Below are 20,879 nucleotides of genomic sequence, written 5' to 3'. Positions count from 1 at the left end.
AATTTATCTTTATAATAACTTACGAAAGGAGAAATATTATGAGTGATAAACGTCCAAATGAATACGACCCTAATTATACTTATAAGAAAAATATTATCACTGTAGATAATGAAGCCGATTATCCTATGTTAGAAGTACTAAATAATGCAGGCCTCTACCCCGAATCTATTAAAAATAACCTTGATATGGACCAGTTCAAACCCTTAGAACTCTAGAATAGTTAATTATTAAGTAATTTATTAAACTAATTCGTCTAAATTTTTAAAGGGCTAAACAATTTTTAATTGCTTAGCCCTCTAAAATATTATTAATGCTGTGCTTGTGCTTTTACAATAAGTTTAATTAAATTGTTATAAAGCTTTTCATCGTCTTCACTAGTTCTTTTCCTCGGACCAGTGGTTTTTCCTCCACCGCGCCTTGCTTTACTAGACATATGTCTTTCAAATAATAATTTATCGATATTAGAATCATCGTATACATGTCCTTTGGGACCAATAGCATAGGCACCTTTAGCTAAAACCATAGCAGCAACACCAAAGTCTTGAGTAATTACTATATCCTTAGTTTTTGCCTCATTAGCTACTTTCATATCCACACTTTGAAATCCACTATCCACATACCTTATTGATGCATAATCACTGTTTAAAACGTGATTAATATCACAATACATAATAAGTTCTATAGAGTTTTCACTAGCTGCTTTCTCTATTAGCTGTTTTCCAGGACACCCATCTGCATCTACAATAATTCTCATCTCTCTAAAGCCTTTTTTCAAGTTCTGCTTTGAGCTCTGCGTATCCTGCTTTTCCGAGAAGTGCAAACATGTTTTTCTTGTATGCTTCAACTCCTGGTTGATTAAATGGATTTACACCTGATAAATATCCACTTATTGCACAAGACTTTTCGAAGAAATAAGCCATATGTCCAAAATTATATGCTGTTAATGATGGTACATTTAAAATAATATTTGGTACATCTCCATCATTATGAGCAAGTACTGTTCCCTCAAATGCTTTTTTATTAACAAAATCCATAGTTTTACCTGCTAAAAAGTTTAGTCCGTCTAAATCTTCACTTGCTTCTTCTATTATAAATTCCCTTCTTGGTTTTTGTACATTAATAACCGTTTCAAATATATTCCTTACACCTTCTTGAATATACTGTCCCATAGAATGTAAATCCGTAGAAAAATTAACCGCTGCTGGGAATATCCCCTTTTGGTCTTTTCCTTCACTTTCACCATAAAGTTGTTTCCACCACTCGCCAAAGTATTGCAGTGCTGGTTCATAGTTAACTAAAATCTCAGTAACTTTACCTTTTCTATAAAGTGCATTTCTAGCTGCTGCATACTTATAACAATCGTTATTGTCTATATCCTCATTACTATACGCTTCACTTGCGTCAGCTGCGCCCTCCATCATATCGTCAATACTTATACCAGCTACTGCAATTGGTAGTAATCCAACAGGTGTTAACACTGTGAATCTTCCTCCTACATCATCTGGAATAACAAAAGTTTCATAGCCTTCTACATCCGCTAATTTTTTAAGAGCTCCTTTAGATTTATCTGTAGTAGCAAAAATTCTTTCTTTTGCTCCTTCTTTTCCATATTTCTTTTCTAACAATCCTTTAAATACTCTAAAAGCAATTGCTGGTTCTGTAGTAGTTCCTGATTTTGAGATAACATTTACAGAAAAATCTTTACCTTCTATAGTATCGATTAAATCTGCCATATATGTAGAACTTATATTATTTCCAGCAAAGAATATTGCAGGTGATTTCCTTTCTTCATTTGAAAGACTGTTATAAAAGCTATGGCTTAGCATCTCTATAGCTGCTCTAGCTCCTAGGTATGATCCACCTATTCCAATTACTATTAAGACCTCGGAATTACTTCTAATCTTTTCTGCCGCCTTCTTAATCCTTGCAAATTCTGATTTATCATAATTTAAAGGAAGGTCTACCCATCCTGTAAATTCATTTCCCACACCTGTTTTACTATGTAACAATTTGTGCGCAGTAGATACCATTGGCTGAAGATAAGAAACTTCATGCTCACCTAAATATGGAATTGTCTTACTTAAATCTAAAGATAAAATCTTTTCCATTAATATTCCTCCTTATTACTTTCTTTTTATTGAGACAATAATTAATTGTTTTACTTTTTTTAAATTACATAAAATAATTTTAGTTTATTAACTGAAATAAATCAAGCTTTTAAATAAATATTAGTTTTTATACCAAATTATGTTACATAGCCTTGCCTAAACTCCTCATAACTATAGTGTTTTCTATGATGTTCTAATTATTCTAGTATATTAACTTGAAATTCTTTTGATATGAGATAAATAGTATGTATTCCCTTGCATTTTGTTGCATATATTTAATTATATTACTTTATAAGGTGTGATATTTTTTGATTATTCATGTTGTAAAAAGCGGTGAGAGCTTATATGAAATTTCTAAATTATACGGAGCTTCATATACTAAAATTGCTTTAGATAATAAACTTACAAACCCAGCTGACCTTGTAATAGGCCAAACTATTGTAATACTAAAAGGTACAAGACCACATAAAATTATTTCTGGTCAATCATTTTACAGCATAGCCAAAATGTATGGCGTAACTATTTCTAGTTTATATGCTGCAAATCCTAGTCTTAGTGTTTCTACCTTACTTTACCCCGGTCAAATTATTAATATACCCGCATCTCAAGGAAAATTGGGTTCTATAGAAGCTAATGGCTATGCCCTTCCTTCTACGAATATGGATGTGCTTGTAAAAACTCTACCTAGTTTAACATACCTTAGCATATTCAGCTATCAAGTGCTAGCTAATGGAACGCTTAAAGGCATAAATGATGTCCCGCTAATAAAGGCAGCAAGAAAAGCTAAAGTAGCTCCTATGATGGTAATTACAAATTTAAAAGAAGGTGGAGGCTTTGATAGTGATTTAGCCAATACCATACTTACAAATGAAACTGTACAAAATACATTACTTAACAACATAATTGCTACATTAAAAAATAAAAATTATTTTGGTTTAGATATAGATTTAGAATACATCTATCCAAAAGATAGAGAAAGTTATAATAATTTTTTACGCAAAACAGTTGCGAAATTAAAACCTTTAGGATATACCGTTACTACTGCTTTAGCCCCTAAACCTTCTGGCACTATAAAAGGCTTACTTTATGAAGCTCATGATTACCCATTTCATGGCTCCACAGTTTCCCATGTCATACTAATGACTTATGAGTGGGGATATACCTCTGGTCCTGCAATGGCTGTAGCACCAATTAATAATGTTAAAAAGATTCTTGATTATGCAGTAACTGTAATCCCAAGTAAAAAAATTTTTATGGGAATACCTAATTATGGCTATGATTGGACCTTACCTTTTGTCCCTGGAACTAAAGCTGTTGCACTTGGCAATGTAGAGGCAGTAGATCTTGCAAGAAGAGTAAACGCTTCTATTCAATATGACTATACTGCTCAAGCACCATTCTTTAACTATTATTCTCCTGATGGAAGAAAGCATGTAGTTTGGTTCGAAGATGCTAGAAGTATAAACGTTAAGCTTAGAACGGCCAGTGAATATAAGTTAGGCGGCGTTAGTTACTGGACTATTGGAAAGTACTTTCCACAGAATTGGCTGGTTCAAAATTCACTGTTTAATATAACAAAATTACTTTAGTATGAGTTTTTCTTAATGCACCAAAGACTTTTAATTTTTAAGTTTAAAAGTTTTTGGTGCTACTCTATAGATTAAAATCAAAGCAACTATCATGTATAAAATAGTTGTTACAATAACTCCTGCTGCGAAATAATATGAAGATGTCTCAATTTGTAGACATGCATAACTACCAAAATACACAACCATATTTATGAATTTAAATAGTGGACTCTTTACTGTTAACTCCGCTGTATATGGTTGTAATACATAGTACATAAACAAATGATGTATGGAGAAAAAGCAAGCTAAGCAAATGATGCATAAAAATATTGGTATCATTTTAATAAGCTGTGATCCATACCCACTAGCTAATACAATGAAAACTATAGCAGCACATAAAGTTAAGGCAGGTATTAGATTAAGCACCACTACTCTCTTAAGCCTGGAAGTGAAATTAGATAAAATTACGCCTGCCTCTCTATAATAACTATATCTTAATAGACTTATATCACAATTAAAAAACATAGCTTTACAAATTCTTTCTCCCGTTGACATACTATACATTATGAATACCAATACAGGAATACCTTTTTTAATTACAGTGATTATATTCGCCTTTTTATCGGGCATAAATAATATAAAATACATAGTAATTAAAAATACAATTAATATAAAAATAACTCTTTGCTTTATAGGTTTCACCATTATTCTTCTAAATCTCAGAAAAAATATTGAGTTTAAATATTCATAACCCTGCTTATCATTATATTTTTTTGTGTTTAAGTCTTCTTTTCCCATTTTCTTTTCATCCAGTTTTACAGTTCCAAAAGTTATATCCGTTTTAAACGAATCTACATCAAATAATTTATCTTTAGTTAATAGAACTTTTGCTATTGTGATATATTTCTTAAATTTCCATATGTAAAAGAATGATGCCACTGCTAGACTTAATGTAGTTAACACTATAAAAATGTTAAATAATATTAGATTAAAATCAATAGTGTATCCTAATAATGGTAATGCATAGGCAAACGCAAGTCCGAAAATTATTACTAATGACACAAATAAATCCTTCTGTGTTAGTATAACCTCTTTCTTATCATATATAAAAAGCTGTATCCCCTCGAAAATCAATCTCAATGCTATTAATTCCACTACAAGCACTATAGCTTTCAGTGGTGAAAATCCTACTACAAGCCCTATAATTATTACAGGAAGAATAAAGTATATAAAGTCTGTTATATTTCTATATAATATTTGTCCAATATAGTATTTTCTTGCATCAGCCTTCATTAAGGTTACCATATTAAATGCAGATTTATTATTTTTTTCGAAAACAATACTTTTCATAATTGGTCCCAAAATGAAACTTAAAAAGAAAAATATGTGTATAAAGATTGGTTGCATTTTTTCTATATTCTTGGTCATAAAATATGCAGGCAGAATAATCATTATTCCTAAATATATTGCTTTGCCTATAAATCCACCAAACACCCCTAAGATTTCACGTATAGTTCCTATAACCAGTTTAGCTTTAGTCTTTCCATATAAGCTACCAGGAATTTTTTTTCCTATAAGGGGTAACCTCTTAAGAAAATATATAAAAGTATTAGCTTGCTCCGCAAAAGAAAACTTAAAACTATTTATAAATGTACTAATCATTGCCCTTCTCCTTCAAAATTTCCATTATCTTCTCTTCAAACTCAGTACTCTTTAAAATTTCACTGTCTACCTCTTCTAAAATGCAATTATTTAGAACTAATATTTCATCACACAAATCTGTAGCTAACTGAAGAATATGAGTAGAAAAAATAATAATATGATCACTTTTCATTTTCTTTAACAAATTCTTAATTTCTAAAGCAACTATTACATCAAAGGAAGTTAACGGTTCATCTAAAAGTATTATGGCTGGTTTAGTTATTAAAAGACAAACCATTTGTATTTTATTTTTCATCCCATGAGAGTATCCCTTTATAAGACGATATCTGTCTTCCTCATTAATTTTTATAATATCAAAGTACTCATCTATTGTAAGTAATTCTACAATCCTGTCCTTATTAATATCAATATAAAATTTTAAAAACTCATATCCTGTTAAAAACTCTGGTAGCACAGGATCTGAAAATAGATATCCTACTTTTCTATAATCTATTTTTTCCAATGCTTGTCCATCTTCTATAATACTAACTGAACCATTTTCATATTTAATATCCCCACTTATACAATTAAAAAGAGTTGTCTTTCCTGCACCATTTCTTCCTAGGAGTCCATAAATTTTCCCCTTTTCAAAGGTAAATGATGCTTTTTTCAGCACCTGTTTTTCTCCATAACTTTTTTCTATATCTTTAATTACAAGTTTCATTTAATTTTCCTCCCAATAGCCTATATGCACAATATTATACCATAATATTCCTATCAAGAGGTCATAATTGCTCTTTACTAAAATTTTGTTAATAAAAACATTTTATTCCTTAGAAGGAATTTCAATTATCAAAAAATAAAGAAGACTGGCTAAATTATGCCAGTCCATTTCTTGTTTAATATTTATATATTTAATTAAAGGGGGACTCTAATTAAAAAAATCATTTAATAGCTATTTGCTATATATTTATAATAACAACACTTTGTGTCACTATAATGTCTAAAACAAAAATAAATTGTAAATTAAATAGAGATTCCTCAATAATAACGTTTTAAATTATTCCCACTCAATAGTGGAAGGTGGTTTTGAGGTTATATCGTAAACAATTCTATTTACTCCTTTAACTTCATTAACTATCCGTCTAGACACCGTATCGAGCACCTCATAAGGTATTCTAGACCAATCCGATGTCATACCATCCGAACTAGTTACAGCTCTTAGAGCCACTGTATGACAGTATGTACGTTCATCGCCCATAACACCAACAGATTGGATATTAGGTAAACATGCAAAGTACTGCCATATTTCACTTTCAAGTCCTGCTTTAGCTATTTCATCTCTGAATATTGCATCCGCTTCGCTTGTTATGAATAATTTTTCTGGTGTTATTTCTCCAAGCACTCTTATAGCAAGGCCTGGTCCTGGAAATGGCTGTCTCCATACTAAGTGATGTGGAATCCCAATTTCTTCCCCCACTGCTCTAACTTCATCTTTAAATAATTCCCTTAGTGGCTCAATTAGTTTAAAGTGCATGTCTTTTGGAAGACCTCCGACATTATGATGGCTTTTTATAGTAGCTGAAGTAGCGGTGCCGCTTTCAACTACATCTGGATATATAGTTCCTTGCACAAGAAAATCTAATTGTCCAAGTTTATTAGACTCTTCTTCAAAGACTCTTATAAATTCTTCTCCAATTATCTTTCTCTTTGTTTCTGGATCACTTATTCCTTTAAGTTTACCTAGGAATCTGTCTTGAACATTAACTCTTATTATGTTCATTTTAAATTGACCCTTGAACATTTTTTCAACTTGGTCTCCTTCATCTTTTCTAAGTAAGCCGTGATCAACAAATACGCAAGTTAACTGATCTCCTATTGCTTTATGTACAAGCATTGCAGCTACTGAAGAATCTACACCACCAGATAGTGCACAAAGCACCCTTTTATCTCCAACTATTTCTTTAATAGCTTTAATTTTTTCTTCTGCAAATGACGACATTGACCAATCGCCTTTAACCTCGCATACATCATATAGGAACTTTCTAAGCATTTCTTCGCCAAAAAGAGTATGTTTTACTTCTGGGTGAAACTGAACTCCATAGAGTTTTTTAGAAACATTAGCCATTGCAGCTACTGGACAATCTTTAGTAGTTGCAATTATATCAAAACCTTCTGGCACCGTCGATATATGATCTGTATGACTCATCCAACATTGTTTTTCTTTTATTCCTGCAAAAATAACAGCATCTTTGTTTAGATTGACTTCTATTTTCCCATATTCACGAACATTAGGTGTTATAACTTCTCCACCAAACATACGAGCCATTAACTGAGCACCATAGCATATTCCTAAAACAGGAACACCAAGTTCAAATATTTCCTTTTCAACTTTTGGAGCACCTTCAGCATAAACGCTATTGGGTCCGCCAGTAAATATTAATCCTTTTGGATTCATTTCTTTTATTTTTTGAACAGAAGATGTGTATGGCACTATTTCGCAATACACATTATTTTCTCTAACTCTTCTTGCAATAAGCTGGTTATATTGACCACCAAAGTCAACTACTAAAATAAGTTCTCTATTAATCAATGTTAGTTTCCTCCTATAAGTAAAGCCCGAGCTTTTTCTTTAGCTATTTTTATCTAATACTATCTGCTTACACTATAATTTGGTGCTTCTTTAGTAATGGATACATCATGTGGATGACTTTCTCTTAACCCTGCTGAACTTTGAACAACAAAAGTTGAAGTCTCAAACAGTTGTTCTAGTGTAGCCGAACCTAAATATCCCATTCCTGAACGTATGCCACCTACCATCTGATATATAGTGTCTATAACAGTTCCTTTAAAAGGTAATCTTCCTTCTACCCCTTCTGGTACCAACTTTTTATTTCCTTCTTGGAAATATCTATCCTTACTTCCAGAGGCCATAGCACTTAAAGAACCCATTCCTCTATATACCTTATAGCTTCTTCCTTGATAGATTTCCAGTTCACCTGGTGCTTCTTCACATCCAGCAAACATAGAACCCATCATGACCACTTTAGCGCCTGCTGAGAGTGCCTTGACTATATCTCCTGAGTATTTTATACCACCATCTGCAATTACAGGTACTCCATATTTATTTGCTTCTTCCACGCAGTCCATAACAGCTGTAAGTTGTGGAACTCCTACTCCTGCTACAATCCTTGTAGTGCAAATCGATCCAGGACCTATACCTACTTTTACACAATCTGCTCCAGCCTCTATTAAATCACGAGTTGCCTCAGCGGTGGCAATATTTCCTGCTATTATTTGCAGCTCTGGATATGCAGCCCTTATTTTCCTTACTCCGTTTAGTACTCCTAAAGAATGACCATGAGCTGTATCTATAGTTATTACATCTACTCCAGATTTTACTAGTGCTGCTATTCGCTCCATCATGTCCGCTGTTACTCCAACGGCTGCACCACATAATAATCTTCCTCTAGAATCCTTTGCAGCAATTGGGAATTTTATTGTTTTCTCTATATCTTTTATTGTGATAAGTCCCCTTAGGTTATTTTCGCTATCAACTAAAGGCAACTTCTCTATTTTATGTTTTTTAAGAAGCTGCTTAGCCTCTTCCATACTTGTTCCTTCTGGTGCAGTAATTAAATTTTTACTTGTCATTATGTCTTTGATTACTTTGCTGTAATCAGTTTCAAAAACTATATCTCTATTAGTAATTATTCCAACTAATTTACCGTCTGTTGTAATTGGAACCCCTGATATTCTATATTTACTCATTAACGCTAGCGCCTCTTCTAAAAGATTATCTGGAGCTAAGAAAAAAGGATCAGTAATTACGCCATTTTCTTGTCTTTTAACTCTGTCCACTTCAATAGCTTGTTTCTCTATGCTCATGTTCTTATGTATAATACCTATACCGCCCTCTCTAGCCATAGCTATAGCCATTCTAGACTCAGTAACAGTATCCATTCCAGCACTTATTAATGGTATATTAAGCTTTATTTTTTTTGTAAGGTAAGTAACTAGACTCACATCTCGAGGTAATACTTCTGACTTATTAGGAACTAGAAGTACATCGTCAAAGGTATATGCCTTTTTTAGAATCTTTGCCATTTAATCAACGCCTTTCACAATTTTATTTTTTACTCATTTTTATAATTAGCATAAAAATATTTATATATTCAACCTTTATAAACTATAAAAGGGCATACTAATCCTACTTTGGCTAAAGTAAAATTAGCATGCCTTAAATAAGCTCATACTAAGTTTACTCATAGTGGTCAATTTGCGGCTGACCGTAGATACTCCTTGCCATATTCAAGGGATATATGAGTTGCGATATTATATTTAAAGTTATTATACCATATTAGTTAATTCTTAAGCAATTGTCAATGCATATTTCTTACCATATATCCAAGATAAAAAAATTAGCTAGGGCAAATGCCTAGCTAATTTTTAATGCAAATATATTTCTAATTCAAATTACTTTTAGTACATTCCATCCATTCCCATTCCTGGTCCGCCACCCATTGGTGCGGAAGCTTTTTCTGGAATATCTGCTACTGCAACTTCTGTTGTTAAGAATGTTGCTGCAACTGATGCTGCGTTTTGAAGTGCCGACCTTACAACCTTTGTTGGGTCAACAATTCCAGCTTTTATCATATTTACTAGTTCGCCACGTAGAGCGTCATATCCAATTTCTCCAGCACTTTCTCTTACTTTTTCTATTATAACTGAAGCTTCTGCGCCAGCATTTGTAGCTATCTGTCTTAGTGGTTCTTCTAGTGCTCTTTTGATTATGTTAATACCTACTTGAACATCAGCAATATCTGATGTTAACTTAGCGATTTCAACAATAGCATTAATATAAACTGTTCCACCACCTGCAACAATTCCTTCTTCAACTGCCGCTTTTGTAGCTGCTAGTGCATCTTCTATTCTAAGTTTCTTTTCTTTTAATTCTGTTTCTGTTGCAGCTCCAACTTTTATTACAGCTACTCCTCCTGCAAGTTTTGCAAGTCTTTCTTGTAATTTTTCTCTATCAAAGTCGGATGTAGTTTCTTCAATTTGTTTTTTAATTTGAGAAATTCTATCATATAATGCTACCTTTTCACCTTTTCCGTTTACTATTGTAGTATTCTCTTTAGATACTTTTACACTCTCTGCTTTTCCTAGCATATCAACAGTAACATCTTTTAGTTCACGTCCGAGTTCCTCGCATATAACTTCTCCACCGGTTAGGTATGCTAAATCTTGAAGCATTTCTTTTCTTCTATCACCAAACCCTGGTGCTTTAACCGCTACACAAGTAAAAGTCCCTCTTAATTTATTAACAACTAATGTACTTAAAGCTTCGCCTTCAATATCTTCAGCAATTATTAATAACTTCTTCCCTTGTTGAACAATTTGCTCAAGTATTGGAAGTATATCCTGTATATTAGTAATTTTCTTATCTGTTATTAAAATATATGGTTCATCAAGATTTGCTTCCATTTTTTCAGCATCTGTAACCATATATGCACTTAAATATCCTCTGTCAAACTGCATTCCTTCAACTACATCAAGTTCTGTTGCCATTGATTTTGATTCTTCTACAGTTATAACACCTTCATTACCTACTTTTTCCATAGCATCAGCTATTAGAGTTCCGATTTCTTCATCGCTTGCTGATATAGCAGCAACTCTAGCTATATCTTCCTTACCATTAACTGGTTTAGAAGTTTTTTTAATTTCTTCAACAGCTTTATCTACAGCCATTTTTATACCATTTCTTATTAGCATAGGATTTGCACCCGCTGTAACATTTTTAAGGCCTTCTCTTATTATAGCTTGAGCAAGTAGTGTAGCTGTAGTTGTTCCATCACCCGCTACATCATTTGTCTTTGTAGCAACTTCTTTAACAAGCTGAGCTCCCATGTTTTCATAAGCATCTTCAAGTTCTATTTCTCTTGCTATAGTAACACCATCATTAGTTATAAGTGGTGATCCAAATTTTTTATCTAAAATAACATTTCTTCCTTTGGGTCCGAGTGTTATCTTAACTGTATCTGCAAGCTTATCTACACCTCTTTGCATAGCTCTTCTTGCGTCTTCTCCAAATAATATACTTTTAGCCATTTTAAAACCTCCTATACTTTAAAAATTATTTTTCGATTATAGCTAATAATTCCTCTTGTTTTAATATGATATACTCAATACCATCATATTTTATTTCACTTCCTGAATATTTAGCGAATAATACTACATCTCCTATTTTAACTTCCATTTTAATTAAATTTCCATCCTCAACTTTTCCTGGTCCTACTGCAACTACCTCAGCCTCTTGTGGTTTTTCTTTTGAAGCTCCTGCTAAAAGTATTCCACTTTTTGTAGTTTCTTCTGCTTCTAACCTTTTTATTAATACTCTATCACTAAGTGGTCTAATGTTCATTTAAACCCCTCCTTATATTATTTTGTTAGCACTCAGCACATCTGAGTGCTAATATGTTTTCTAATTACCATCTTAATTTATAGTGGGCATAATATCAAATTCGTCTATTCCATATATTATACCATTTATAGCCAAAATCACAAGTCATGTTTATCTATCCCTTATTTCTATAGTTTTCCTCTTGTTTACTCTACTTTTTATAATTTTGTGATTTTTTTAGTTTTTCTGAATTGTAAGTATATTATATATTAATTTTAAAATCATTGAATAAATTTGAATTTATTGATAAAATCACTAAATGGAGGTGATTTTATGAACATTATAAGTAAATGTTTTAACTTTTTATTGAAATCTTTTTTTATTATGTGTTTTACCTTTTCTTTTATAGTCTTAATTGTAAATTTTACTCTACTTTTTAAGCCCTTATATTATGCTGATATTAATATTTTAAATATAGAAGAGTCTTCTAATTTAAGCAAAACAGAATTAAAAGCTAATTATGACTATGTAATTACATATATAACACAATATGCAGATGAAGAATTTAATCTTCCAACATTACCTTCATCTATTAATGGACAAACTCATTTTAAAGAAGTTAAAGCAATATTTGATAATCTTAAGATAATGCTAGTATTCTCAATTTTAATAAGTATAATAGGCATAATCATAAATAAAAGAAAGAAAAAATTCAAGTACCTGTTAACTAGTTCTATAATTTTAATAATTATGCCCATATTATTACTTATTCCCTTTATAATTAATTTTGATAAGAGTTTTACCACCTTTCATCATCTATTTTTCAATAATAATTACTGGTTATTTGATGTAGACCTTGACCCAATAATAACAATTCTCCCACAAGATTTTTTCTTCCACTGTGCATTACTAATCCTTAGTTTAATTATTATAATCAGCTTAATATTAAGATATATATATAGGTCCTCTACTAAAAAATGACTATTAATTTTACTAGTCTATATTTTTATTTTTGGTCATACTTTTAATTATAGTATTACCCTTAAATATTCCTACTATAGATAAAATAGCAGTAATTACTCCTATAGTTATTAACGTTGTAAGGTCCCATGCGTATATTTTTTGACCAAAAAAGGATGAAATGAAAATTCCAGGGATTCTACCTAATGTGGAGTATATAATAAAATCTTTAAAAGAAATATTTGATACTCCACATATATATGCTAGTGCATCTTTTGGTATTCCAGGGATTAAATAAAAGATGAATACAACACTTTTTTTACTTCCTGCATTTAATATCTTTTTAAAAAATTTTACTTTCTTGTTTAATATTAATTTGTCTACAACAGGTTTACCATAGCTGTTGCAAATAGCATAGATAAATAGACTTCCTAAAGTAATACCTGCTAAAGAAAATATAGCTCCTAGGAAAGTCCCAAAAATATATCCTCCAGCAATTTGTATAAACTCACCTGGAATAAAGAAAATAACTACTTGTATCACGTGCATAAGGACGAAAACTAAAACACTAAAATTTCCATAAGAAAGAATAACCTCTTTTAAAAGGTTAGGGTCTTTTATTATATCTGCATACTTAAAAAAATATTCATATCCAATATATAAAAAAAGCAATAGAACTACTTCTAATACTATATAATGTTTGTTTTTTGCTGCCTTGCTTCTAATATTATTCCATATCATTTTCATTCTTTTCACCCTTTGGGAGCCTTTGTTATTGGCTCTATTTTAATATTGTTTTCCCTTGCATAATAAAATAAATACTGTTGTGCAAAACCTGATTTGCCTTCAAACTTATCTCTAGCGAAAATCCTTATTTTAGGCAATGACACATCTGGTGCTAAATAAAAAAATTGCATTGCCCTCTTAACCCATACATCCACTGGAAAAGCAGAATATTTTTGCATAGAAAATAACATAATGCAATCCGAAACTTTTGGACCAATACCACTCAGTTTTTGTAACTCTTTATGACAAATATCATCATCTTGCGCTTTAATAAACTCCAAATTTGCTTCACCAGTGTATACTGTATGTACTGTATTTTTCACATACTTAGCTCTAAATCCTAGACCACAACTCTTAATATCTTCTATAGATGCTCCTTCTAAATCAGAAAGTGTTGGAAAGGCATAGTAAGTTTCTCCTTTGTATTCTATGGCTTTTCCCCATTTATTACTCAGCTTCTCTATGGCCCTTTTTATCATAGGTATTCTATTATTAGAAGAAATTATAAATGATATTGTGAGTTCAAAAGGCTCCTGCTGAAGTATCCTAATACCATGTCCAAAATCAACAGATTTTTTAAGCAGAGGATCCTTCTCAAATTTATCCTTCATAACTATATAATCTCTTTGGAGGTCAAAATAATCACACCAAATATTATTAAATTCTTCTTCATTTATATTATATATTTTTACATCGGCACCCTTTTTTTCTACTTCTATCACCTTGCCGTATGCTACTCCTATGTAACTCCCACTGTCCTCTTTATTCCATCTAAAACATTGCCCACATTGAAATATGTGATCTAATTCAAAATTTTCTACATCTTTTATAATGATTCCCTTATTAAATGATTCAATACTTTTATAATCCATAATCTTTCCCTTCAAACAGTTATTTATTAATTTTTAATTCTCTTGTCACAATTTCATCTAATATGCTAGACGCAGTTTCGATCATTATACTGCAACCAATATCTTCTTTTTTATAGTTTGCTTTAAGCACAGCACAATTATTCGTATTTAACACTGCTTCAAACTTTCTAAAAAATTCTTGACATAGTTTTTTAACTGTATCGCTTTCATGTGCCCGCTTACAAGTGAATAAAATACCTATAACTGCAAGAGAACCTGTTATTGCTCCACATACGCTTTCCACAGCCATCCCACCACCAAAGGAGGACATCGCTTTAAATGTTTCGCTTTTCAAATTCATATTATATTCATCACTAGCTGCGTAAATCATTACCTCCGAACAATTAAAATCATATTTGCTTGTGTAATATTTATTTATTTTTTCAATTAACATATCTATGCCTCCCACCGTTTAATCTTATTATACCAAAATTTTTATATGTGTTAACAAGTTTTTTATATTTTTAAAGCTTTTTCACAAATTTTATTGCTGTTCACTAATGATACTACAACTTTAGAAAAAAACAAAAGAGGACAGCTCTTAATTATTAACCACTAAACTAGCTAATAATTGTTAACCGTCCCCATTTTTATCCATAAATTATGGTAATACCTAATTTTTTTATTTAAACTATACTACCATCTTCATATTCTTTACATTTTCCATTTTACTTGCTACAAGATTTACTAAATCTACTGTTCTAGCTGAATATCCCAATATGCCCTTAAGCTCATGTTGTGATGCATATTTGAATGCATTATTTACTTTTTCTACAGTTACTTCTTTTGACACCTCACATACTAGCTCTGTTATAGATACTGCAGGATTATATTTTCCATCATTAACTCCCATAACTATTGTTATATCCTCATCCTCTGCTGGTGCAGTAATTACTACCTTTTTAGCTCCCGCTTTAATATGCTGCATAGCCTGTTCCCTCTTTATATATATACCTGTTGATTCTATAACAACATCTATGCCCAGTTCCTCCCAAGGTAAATCCTTAGGTTCTTTTTCATTAAACACTTTAATTTCTTTACCATTTATTATTAATGAGTTGCCTCGCGATTCTACTTCACCTTTAAATGTCCCATAACAAGAATCATAGGTAAAAAGGTGTGCAAGAGTTTTTACATCTGTTCTTGCATTAAAATATAATATATTATATAACTATATGTACTACACTATTTATATCTATTGTGCTACACTTTTGTCAATAGTTAATAGGCTCATAATTTTCTAAATATGTAATTTTATATTTATTATACTGCTTAATGCTTACATTTCCTTTCGCTTTATAAATACAAATTTTTACACAAAATTAGCTCCATAAACTTTCGTTTATGAAGCTATTTAAGTTGTTCTCTATTATTTTGTTAACATTTCATCTATAGCTTTAGCAGCTTTTTTTCCTGCTTCCATAGCTAGTATAACAGTAGCTGCTCCAGAAACCGCATCTCCACCAGCATATACGTTAACTTTAGAAGTTAACCCAGTTTCATCATCGGCAACTATACATTTCCATTTATTAGTTTCGAGTCCTTCTGTTGTTGAAGCAATTAATGGATTTGGTGACGTACCTAGGGACATTACAACAGTATCTACATCCATTACAAATTCTGAACCCTTAATTTCTATAGGTCTTCTTCTACCTGAAGCGTCAGGTTCACCAAGTTCCATTTTTATACACTTCATGCCTATAACGTTTCCCGTAGCATCTCCTAGAATCTCAACTGGATTCACAAGTAAATCCATTATAACTCCTTCTTCTTTTGCATGGTGAACTTCTTCAGCTCTAGCTGGAAGTTCTGATTCAGATCTTCTGTATACTATGTGGCCCTCTGAGCCTAATCTTACTGCTGTTCTCACAGCATCCATAGCAACGTTTCCTCCACCTACAACAGCCACCTTAGCGCCCACTCTTATAGGAGTCTTATAACCTTCTTTATATGCTTTCATCAAATTATTTCTAGTTAAAAGTTCATTAGCAGAGAATACTCCATTTAAATTTTCTCCAGGTATTCCCATAAATATTGGAAGGCCTGCACCTGAGCCAATAAATACAGCATCAAAACCTTCGTCTTCCATAAGTTCATTTATTGTTACAGTTCTTCCCACTATAACATTTGTTTCTATTTTAACTCCTAATTTTTTAACATTTTCAACTTCATATTTAACGACTGTTTCTTTTGGCAGTCTAAAAGCTGGAATACCGTATACCAAAACTCCACCAGCTTTATGAAGTGCTTCAAAAATTGTTACATCATATCCAGCTTTAGCGAGTTCCCCTGCGCAAGTAAGTCCAGCAGGACCACTCCCTATTACAGCTACCTTTTTTCCATTTTTAGGTTTTGTTTCTGAAATATCAACATTATGTTCTCTAGAATAATCTCCTACAAATCTTTCAAGTTTACCTATTGCAACAGATTCTCCCTTTATTCCTAATATACATTTGCTTTCACACTGAGTTTCTTGTGGACATACTCTTCCACAAACAGCCGGTAATGCACTATATTTTGCTATTACTTTAACTGCCTCCTCAAATTCTCTATTTTTAACATGTTGAATAAACCCAGGAATATCTATTGCAACTGGACATTTAGTAACGCATTTTGGGTTCTTACAGTTTAAGCATCTTTTGGCTTCTTCAACTGCTTCATCTTCTGTATATCCTAGACAAACTTCCTCAAAATTAGTTGCTCTTATTTTAGGATCTTGTTCTGATATTTTCGTTTGCTTCATTTTACTCATTATTTAGTACCCCCTAAGCCACAGCCTGGTTTTATTCCTTCGTTTTTAGAAACTTCTTCTGTTTTATATATTTTTTGTCTTCTCATTGCTTCTTCAAAATCAACCTTATGGCCATCAAATTCTGGTCCATCAACACAGGCAAATTTAGTTTCTCCATCTACCGTAATTCTACAAGCTCCACACATTCCAGTTCCATCTACCATAACAGGATTCATACTTACTATAGTCGTTATCCCAAGTTCTTCAGTTAATCTACAAACAAATTTCATCATTATCATTGGTCCAATAGCAATAACTAAATCGTATTTTTTATCTTCATTTTGAACTAATTCCTTTAATTTATTTGTAACAAGTCCTTTATATCCATAAGAACCATCATCAGTACATGGATAAACTGTTCCTGCTACACTCTTCATTTCCTCTTCCAAAATTATGTATTCTTTAGCCTTTGCGCCTATTATTACATCCGCCTTTACCCCTTGCTCACTTAACCATTTAACTTGAGGATAAACTGGAGCTGTTCCAAGTCCACCAGCTATAAAAATAATTTTCTTACTCTTTAACTCTTCAATACTTTCACTCATTAATTCTGATGCTTGCCCCAGCGGTCCTACAAAATCTAAAAATGAGTCGCCAACTTCATAGTTCTCCATTTCTTTTGTTGAACACCCTATTGTTTGAACTACTATAGTAACCGTTCCTCTTTTAACATCATAATCACATATTGTTAAAGGTATTCTTTCACCTTTTTCATCCATTTTTACGATTACAAATTGACCGGGTTTCGCTGATTTAGCTACTCTTTTCGCCTCAATATCCATTAGAAATATTTGAGGTGCTAATATTTTTTTTTCCATAATTTTATACATATTTTTTCCTCCATGTTCATCTATAATTTTTTCTCATTTAACTACATTTTAACACAAACAGTCAAAGTCTATTGTCTAAAATTCATTTTTATTAATTTTTTATTTTGAATAATTAAAGAATCCACTTTTAGTTTTCCTTCCTAAGTATCCGCCCCTAACATATTTTCTTAAAAGACTATGTGCTCTGTACTTAGAGTCACCAGTTTCTTTATATAAAACATCCATAATAGCTAGACATACATCAAGACCTATAAGATCCCCAAGTGCTAGTGGCCCCATTGGATGATTAGCTCCTAGCATCATTGCTTTATCAATATCTTTCGCAGATGCAATGCCTTCAGCAAGTATGCCCACTGCTTCATTTATCATTGGCACTAATATTCTATTTACTACAAAGCCTGGCGCCTCTTCAACTTCTACAGGGTCCTTACCCATAACAACTGAAATCGCCTTAACTTTATCTAAAGTTTCCTCAGAAGTAGCCATTCCTTTAATTATTTCTACAAGCTTCATCATTGGTGCCGGATTAAAGAAATGCATTCCTATGACCTTGTCAGGTCTATTTGTAGCGGTCCCTACTTCTGTTATAGAAAGTGACGATGTATTTGATGCTAAAATTGCTTCTGGTTTACAGATTGAATCCAGCTCTTTAAAAATTTGTTTCTTAATCTCCATGTTTTCAACAGCCGCTTCAACTACTAAGTCACAGTCTTCTGCTAAATCCATATCAATAGTTCCTGTAATTCTTGAAAGTATTTCTTCCATTTGTTTTTCTGTAATTTTTTCTTTACTAACTAATCTTTCTAGATTCTTTTTAATTTCAGCAAGACCTTTATCTATAAACTCATCTTTAATGTCCCTTAATATTACTTCATATCCCTTAGCTGCAAATGTTTGAGCAATTCCAGCCCCCATAGTTCCAGCACCCAGCACAAAAATTTTTTCCACAATAACACGCTCCTAAAATTATATTATAACCTTATTGTAGTAAAAAAACTTACCCTACCGCTAAATTCTAGCACTAGAATAAGTTCATTACAATTATAAATTATTTTAAAACAAATTATATATTCTTTAATGCATTAACTTGAGCTATAAGTTCTGGAAGAACTTTCGAATAATCTCCAGCTATTGCAAGATCTGCAACTTTCATTATAGGTGCTGATGCATCTTTGTTTATAGCTATTATATAATCAGATTCTTGCATACCAGCTAAATGCTGAATTGCTCCAGAAATACCACATGCTATGTATACATTTGGTCTAACTGTTTTTCCTGTTTGTCCTACTTGAAGTGATTTATCAACCCAGCCGTTTTCAACTGCGGCTCTTGATCCTCCAACAACTCCACCTAGGGTAGTTGCAAGTTCTTCAAGTACTGCAAAGTTTTCTTTAGCTCCAACTCCACGACCACCAGATACGATGATATTAGCATCTGCTATGTCTGCTAAAACTTCAGCAACTTTTACAACTTCTAGAGTTTTAGTTCTGATATCACTTTCCGTTAGGTTCACAGTAACTTTTTCAATTTTACAACTTCTACTTGTATCTCTAGCTAATTTTTCAAAAACTCCTGGTCTTACAGTAGCCATTTGTGGTCTATGCTCTCCGCAAACTATTGTAGCCATTATATTTCCTCCAAATGCTGGTCTTGTCATAAGTAAATTGTTGTTTTCTGGGTCTACATCTAATGATGTACAATCAGCAACAAGGCCCGTTGAAAGTCTTGCTGATACTCTAGGTCCTAAATCTCTTCCTAGGTAAGTAGCTCCTATAAATATTACTTCAGGTTTTCTCTCGTTTGCAAGTTCACATATAACTTTTGCATATGCATCGGTTGTAAAGTGATTTAATAATGGATGCTCCGCAACTATTACTTTATCCGCACCATGAGTTGCTAGTTCGTTAGCCATATGGTCTGTTTTATCACCAAGAAGCACTGCTGTTAATTCTACTTTTAATTTATCTGCCATTCTTCTTCCCTCACCTAAAAGTTGTAAGGCAATTTTTTGAAGTTCTCCGTCTCTTTGCTCAGCAAAGACCCATACTCCTTTGTAATCTACTAAATTCATTGCTTAATCCCTCCTAATCTTAAATAAAGTGTTTTTCTTTTAATTTTGAAACTACAAAATGAGCAGCTTCTTTAGGTGGCAATTCTACTAATTCTCCATGTCCTTTAGGCTCTTTAGTCATAGACTTTTTAACCTTTGTTGGTGAACCTTTTAATCCAAGAACCTCTTTATCGGCTCCAATATACTCCGCATTCCAAACTTTAACTTCTTTATTTTGATACATATCAAAAATATTTTTTATGTTCATATATCTTGGCTCATTTAACTCTTTTATAGCTGTTAAAAGAACTGGAGTTTTAACCTCTATATCTTCATATCCGTCTTCCCAAGCTCTTCTAACTTTTAGTCCACCCTTAATTATATCAACGTTTTCAACGTATGTTATTTGTGGAATATCTAGAAGCTCTGCCATTTCAGGTCCAACTTGTGCTGTATCTCCGTCTATAGCTTGTCTTCCTGCAAAGATCACATCGTAACCTATTTTTTTTATGGTTGCTACTAGTGTATGAGATGTAGCTAGTGTGTCTGATCCAGCAAATGCTCTGTCAGATACTAGTACGGCTTCATCAGCTCCCATTGCTAGTGCTTCCCTTAAAGCTTTTTCTGCTTGTGGAGGTCCCATGCTTATTACTGTTACATGTGCACCGTGGTTATCTTTAAGTTTTAATGCCTCTTCCAAAGCATTTTTATCATCTGGATTTATAATTGATGGAACTCCTTCTCTTATAAGTGTTCCTGTTACCTGATCTATTTTAACTTCATTTGTATCTGGAACTTGTTTTATACATACAACTATATTCATTTCTTAAT

19 protein-coding genes, 1 pseudogene and 1 riboswitch are annotated in these 20,879 nt (G+C 32.3%); of the genes and pseudogenes, 3 read left to right on the top strand and 17 right to left on the bottom strand.

The genetic code is table 11. From position 1 onward, the window contains the following. The first annotated feature begins 38 nt into the window (after positions 1-38). Complete coding sequence (locus ACREWB_RS11510) at positions 39-215, top strand: hypothetical protein (protein ID WP_431547578.1); 177 nt, start codon at positions 39-41, stop codon at positions 213-215. Between the two features lie 92 nt (positions 216-307). On the opposite strand, the gene ACREWB_RS11505 is transcribed toward ACREWB_RS11510, so the two are convergent. Next, the gene (locus ACREWB_RS11505) at positions 308-754 is read right to left on the bottom strand and encodes a YaiI/YqxD family protein (protein ID WP_431547577.1); all 447 of its coding nucleotides are present in this window, start codon (positions 752-754) and stop codon (positions 308-310) included. Between the two features lie 4 nt (positions 755-758). Then, positions 759-2,108 (bottom strand): glucose-6-phosphate isomerase, encoded by a 1,350-nt coding sequence (locus ACREWB_RS11500; RefSeq protein WP_431547576.1) that lies wholly within the window; start codon positions 2,106-2,108, stop codon positions 759-761. 308 nt (positions 2,109-2,416) lie between these two features. Here ACREWB_RS11500 and ACREWB_RS11495 point away from each other — a divergent pair, with 308 nt between their 5' ends. Further along, entirely contained in the window at positions 2,417-3,697 is a 1,281-nt protein-coding gene (locus ACREWB_RS11495; RefSeq protein ID WP_431547575.1) for a glycoside hydrolase family 18 protein, read from the top strand. Between the two features lie 30 nt (positions 3,698-3,727). Here the strand turns inward: ACREWB_RS11495 and ACREWB_RS11490 are convergent, their stop codons facing one another. The 6 genes from ACREWB_RS11490 to ACREWB_RS11465 form a co-directional block, all read right to left on the bottom strand. Further along, the gene (locus ACREWB_RS11490; protein WP_431547574.1) at positions 3,728-5,338 is read right to left on the bottom strand and encodes a hypothetical protein; all 1,611 of its coding nucleotides are present in this window, start codon (positions 5,336-5,338) and stop codon (positions 3,728-3,730) included. After that, positions 5,331-6,041, bottom strand: coding sequence for an ABC transporter ATP-binding protein (locus tag ACREWB_RS11485; RefSeq protein WP_431547573.1), 711 nt, complete (start codon positions 6,039-6,041; stop codon positions 5,331-5,333). Before ACREWB_RS11485 ends, ACREWB_RS11490 begins: the two co-directional genes overlap by 8 nt. Positions 6,042-6,377: 336 nt before the next feature. Continuing rightward, positions 6,378-7,907, bottom strand: coding sequence for a glutamine-hydrolyzing GMP synthase (gene guaA, locus ACREWB_RS11480; RefSeq protein ID WP_431547609.1), 1,530 nt, complete (start codon positions 7,905-7,907; stop codon positions 6,378-6,380). Between the two features lie 62 nt (positions 7,908-7,969). Then, positions 7,970-9,424, bottom strand: coding sequence for an IMP dehydrogenase (guaB, locus tag ACREWB_RS11475; RefSeq protein ID WP_431547572.1), 1,455 nt, complete (start codon positions 9,422-9,424; stop codon positions 7,970-7,972). A gap of 141 nt (positions 9,425-9,565) precedes the next feature. Next, a riboswitch (purine riboswitch) is annotated at positions 9,566-9,663 on the bottom strand. Positions 9,664-9,799: 136 nt separating this feature from the next. Further along, positions 9,800-11,428 carry a chaperonin GroEL gene (gene groL / locus ACREWB_RS11470; protein WP_431547571.1) on the bottom strand — a complete coding sequence of 543 codons (1,629 nt, stop codon included), beginning with the start codon at positions 11,426-11,428 and terminating at the stop codon, positions 9,800-9,802. Between the two features lie 25 nt (positions 11,429-11,453). Further along, positions 11,454-11,741 carry a co-chaperone GroES gene (locus ACREWB_RS11465; RefSeq protein ID WP_431547570.1) on the bottom strand — a complete coding sequence of 96 codons (288 nt, stop codon included), beginning with the start codon at positions 11,739-11,741 and terminating at the stop codon, positions 11,454-11,456. A gap of 312 nt (positions 11,742-12,053) precedes the next feature. Between ACREWB_RS11465 and ACREWB_RS11460 the strand changes: the two genes are divergently transcribed. Further along, complete coding sequence (locus ACREWB_RS11460; RefSeq protein WP_431547569.1) at positions 12,054-12,701, top strand: TIGR01906 family membrane protein; 648 nt, start codon at positions 12,054-12,056, stop codon at positions 12,699-12,701. A 12-nt stretch (positions 12,702-12,713) separates the two neighbouring features. On the opposite strand, the gene ACREWB_RS11455 is transcribed toward ACREWB_RS11460, so the two are convergent. The 9 genes and pseudogenes from ACREWB_RS11455 to ACREWB_RS11415 form a co-directional block, all read right to left on the bottom strand. Further along, positions 12,714-13,427, bottom strand: coding sequence for a TVP38/TMEM64 family protein (locus ACREWB_RS11455; RefSeq protein WP_431547568.1), 714 nt, complete (start codon positions 13,425-13,427; stop codon positions 12,714-12,716). A 5-nt stretch (positions 13,428-13,432) separates the two neighbouring features. Then, a complete protein-coding gene (locus tag ACREWB_RS11450) occupies positions 13,433-14,338 on the bottom strand; it encodes a DNA-3-methyladenine glycosylase family protein (protein ID WP_431547567.1) in 906 nt (301 codons plus the stop codon). Positions 14,339-14,357: 19 nt separating this feature from the next. Then, positions 14,358-14,771, bottom strand: coding sequence for a C-GCAxxG-C-C family (seleno)protein (locus ACREWB_RS11445; RefSeq protein ID WP_431547566.1), 414 nt, complete (start codon positions 14,769-14,771; stop codon positions 14,358-14,360). Positions 14,772-15,008: 237 nt separating this feature from the next. Then, positions 15,009-15,539, bottom strand: a pseudogene (locus ACREWB_RS11440) (glyceraldehyde 3-phosphate dehydrogenase NAD-binding domain-containing protein); the annotation flags it as partial. 207 nt (positions 15,540-15,746) lie between these two features. Then, positions 15,747-17,129 (bottom strand): NADPH-dependent glutamate synthase, encoded by a 1,383-nt coding sequence (gltA, locus tag ACREWB_RS11435; RefSeq protein WP_431547565.1) that lies wholly within the window; start codon positions 17,127-17,129, stop codon positions 15,747-15,749. Continuing rightward, positions 17,129-17,998: a sulfide/dihydroorotate dehydrogenase-like FAD/NAD-binding protein gene (locus ACREWB_RS11430; RefSeq protein WP_431547564.1), complete on the bottom strand. Its 870-nt coding sequence runs from the start codon at positions 17,996-17,998 to the stop codon at positions 17,129-17,131. Before ACREWB_RS11430 ends, gltA begins: the two co-directional genes overlap by 1 nt. Positions 17,999-18,097: 99 nt before the next feature. Beyond that, on the bottom strand, positions 18,098-18,946 hold the full coding sequence (locus ACREWB_RS11425; protein ID WP_431547563.1) for a 3-hydroxybutyryl-CoA dehydrogenase: 849 nt from the start codon (positions 18,944-18,946) through the stop codon (positions 18,098-18,100). Between the two features lie 115 nt (positions 18,947-19,061). Then, complete coding sequence (locus ACREWB_RS11420) at positions 19,062-20,069, bottom strand: electron transfer flavoprotein subunit alpha/FixB family protein (RefSeq protein WP_431547562.1); 1,008 nt, start codon at positions 20,067-20,069, stop codon at positions 19,062-19,064. Between the two features lie 19 nt (positions 20,070-20,088). Further along, positions 20,089-20,871, bottom strand: coding sequence for an electron transfer flavoprotein subunit beta (locus tag ACREWB_RS11415; protein ID WP_431547561.1), 783 nt, complete (start codon positions 20,869-20,871; stop codon positions 20,089-20,091). Between the last annotated feature and the right edge of the window lie 8 nt (positions 20,872-20,879).

The sequence above is a fragment of the Clostridium sp. genome (assembly GCF_050717635.1).
GTDB lineage: Bacteria > Bacillota > Clostridia > Clostridiales > Clostridiaceae > Clostridium_AD.
This window is presented reverse-complemented; position numbering and strand designations above follow the sequence as displayed.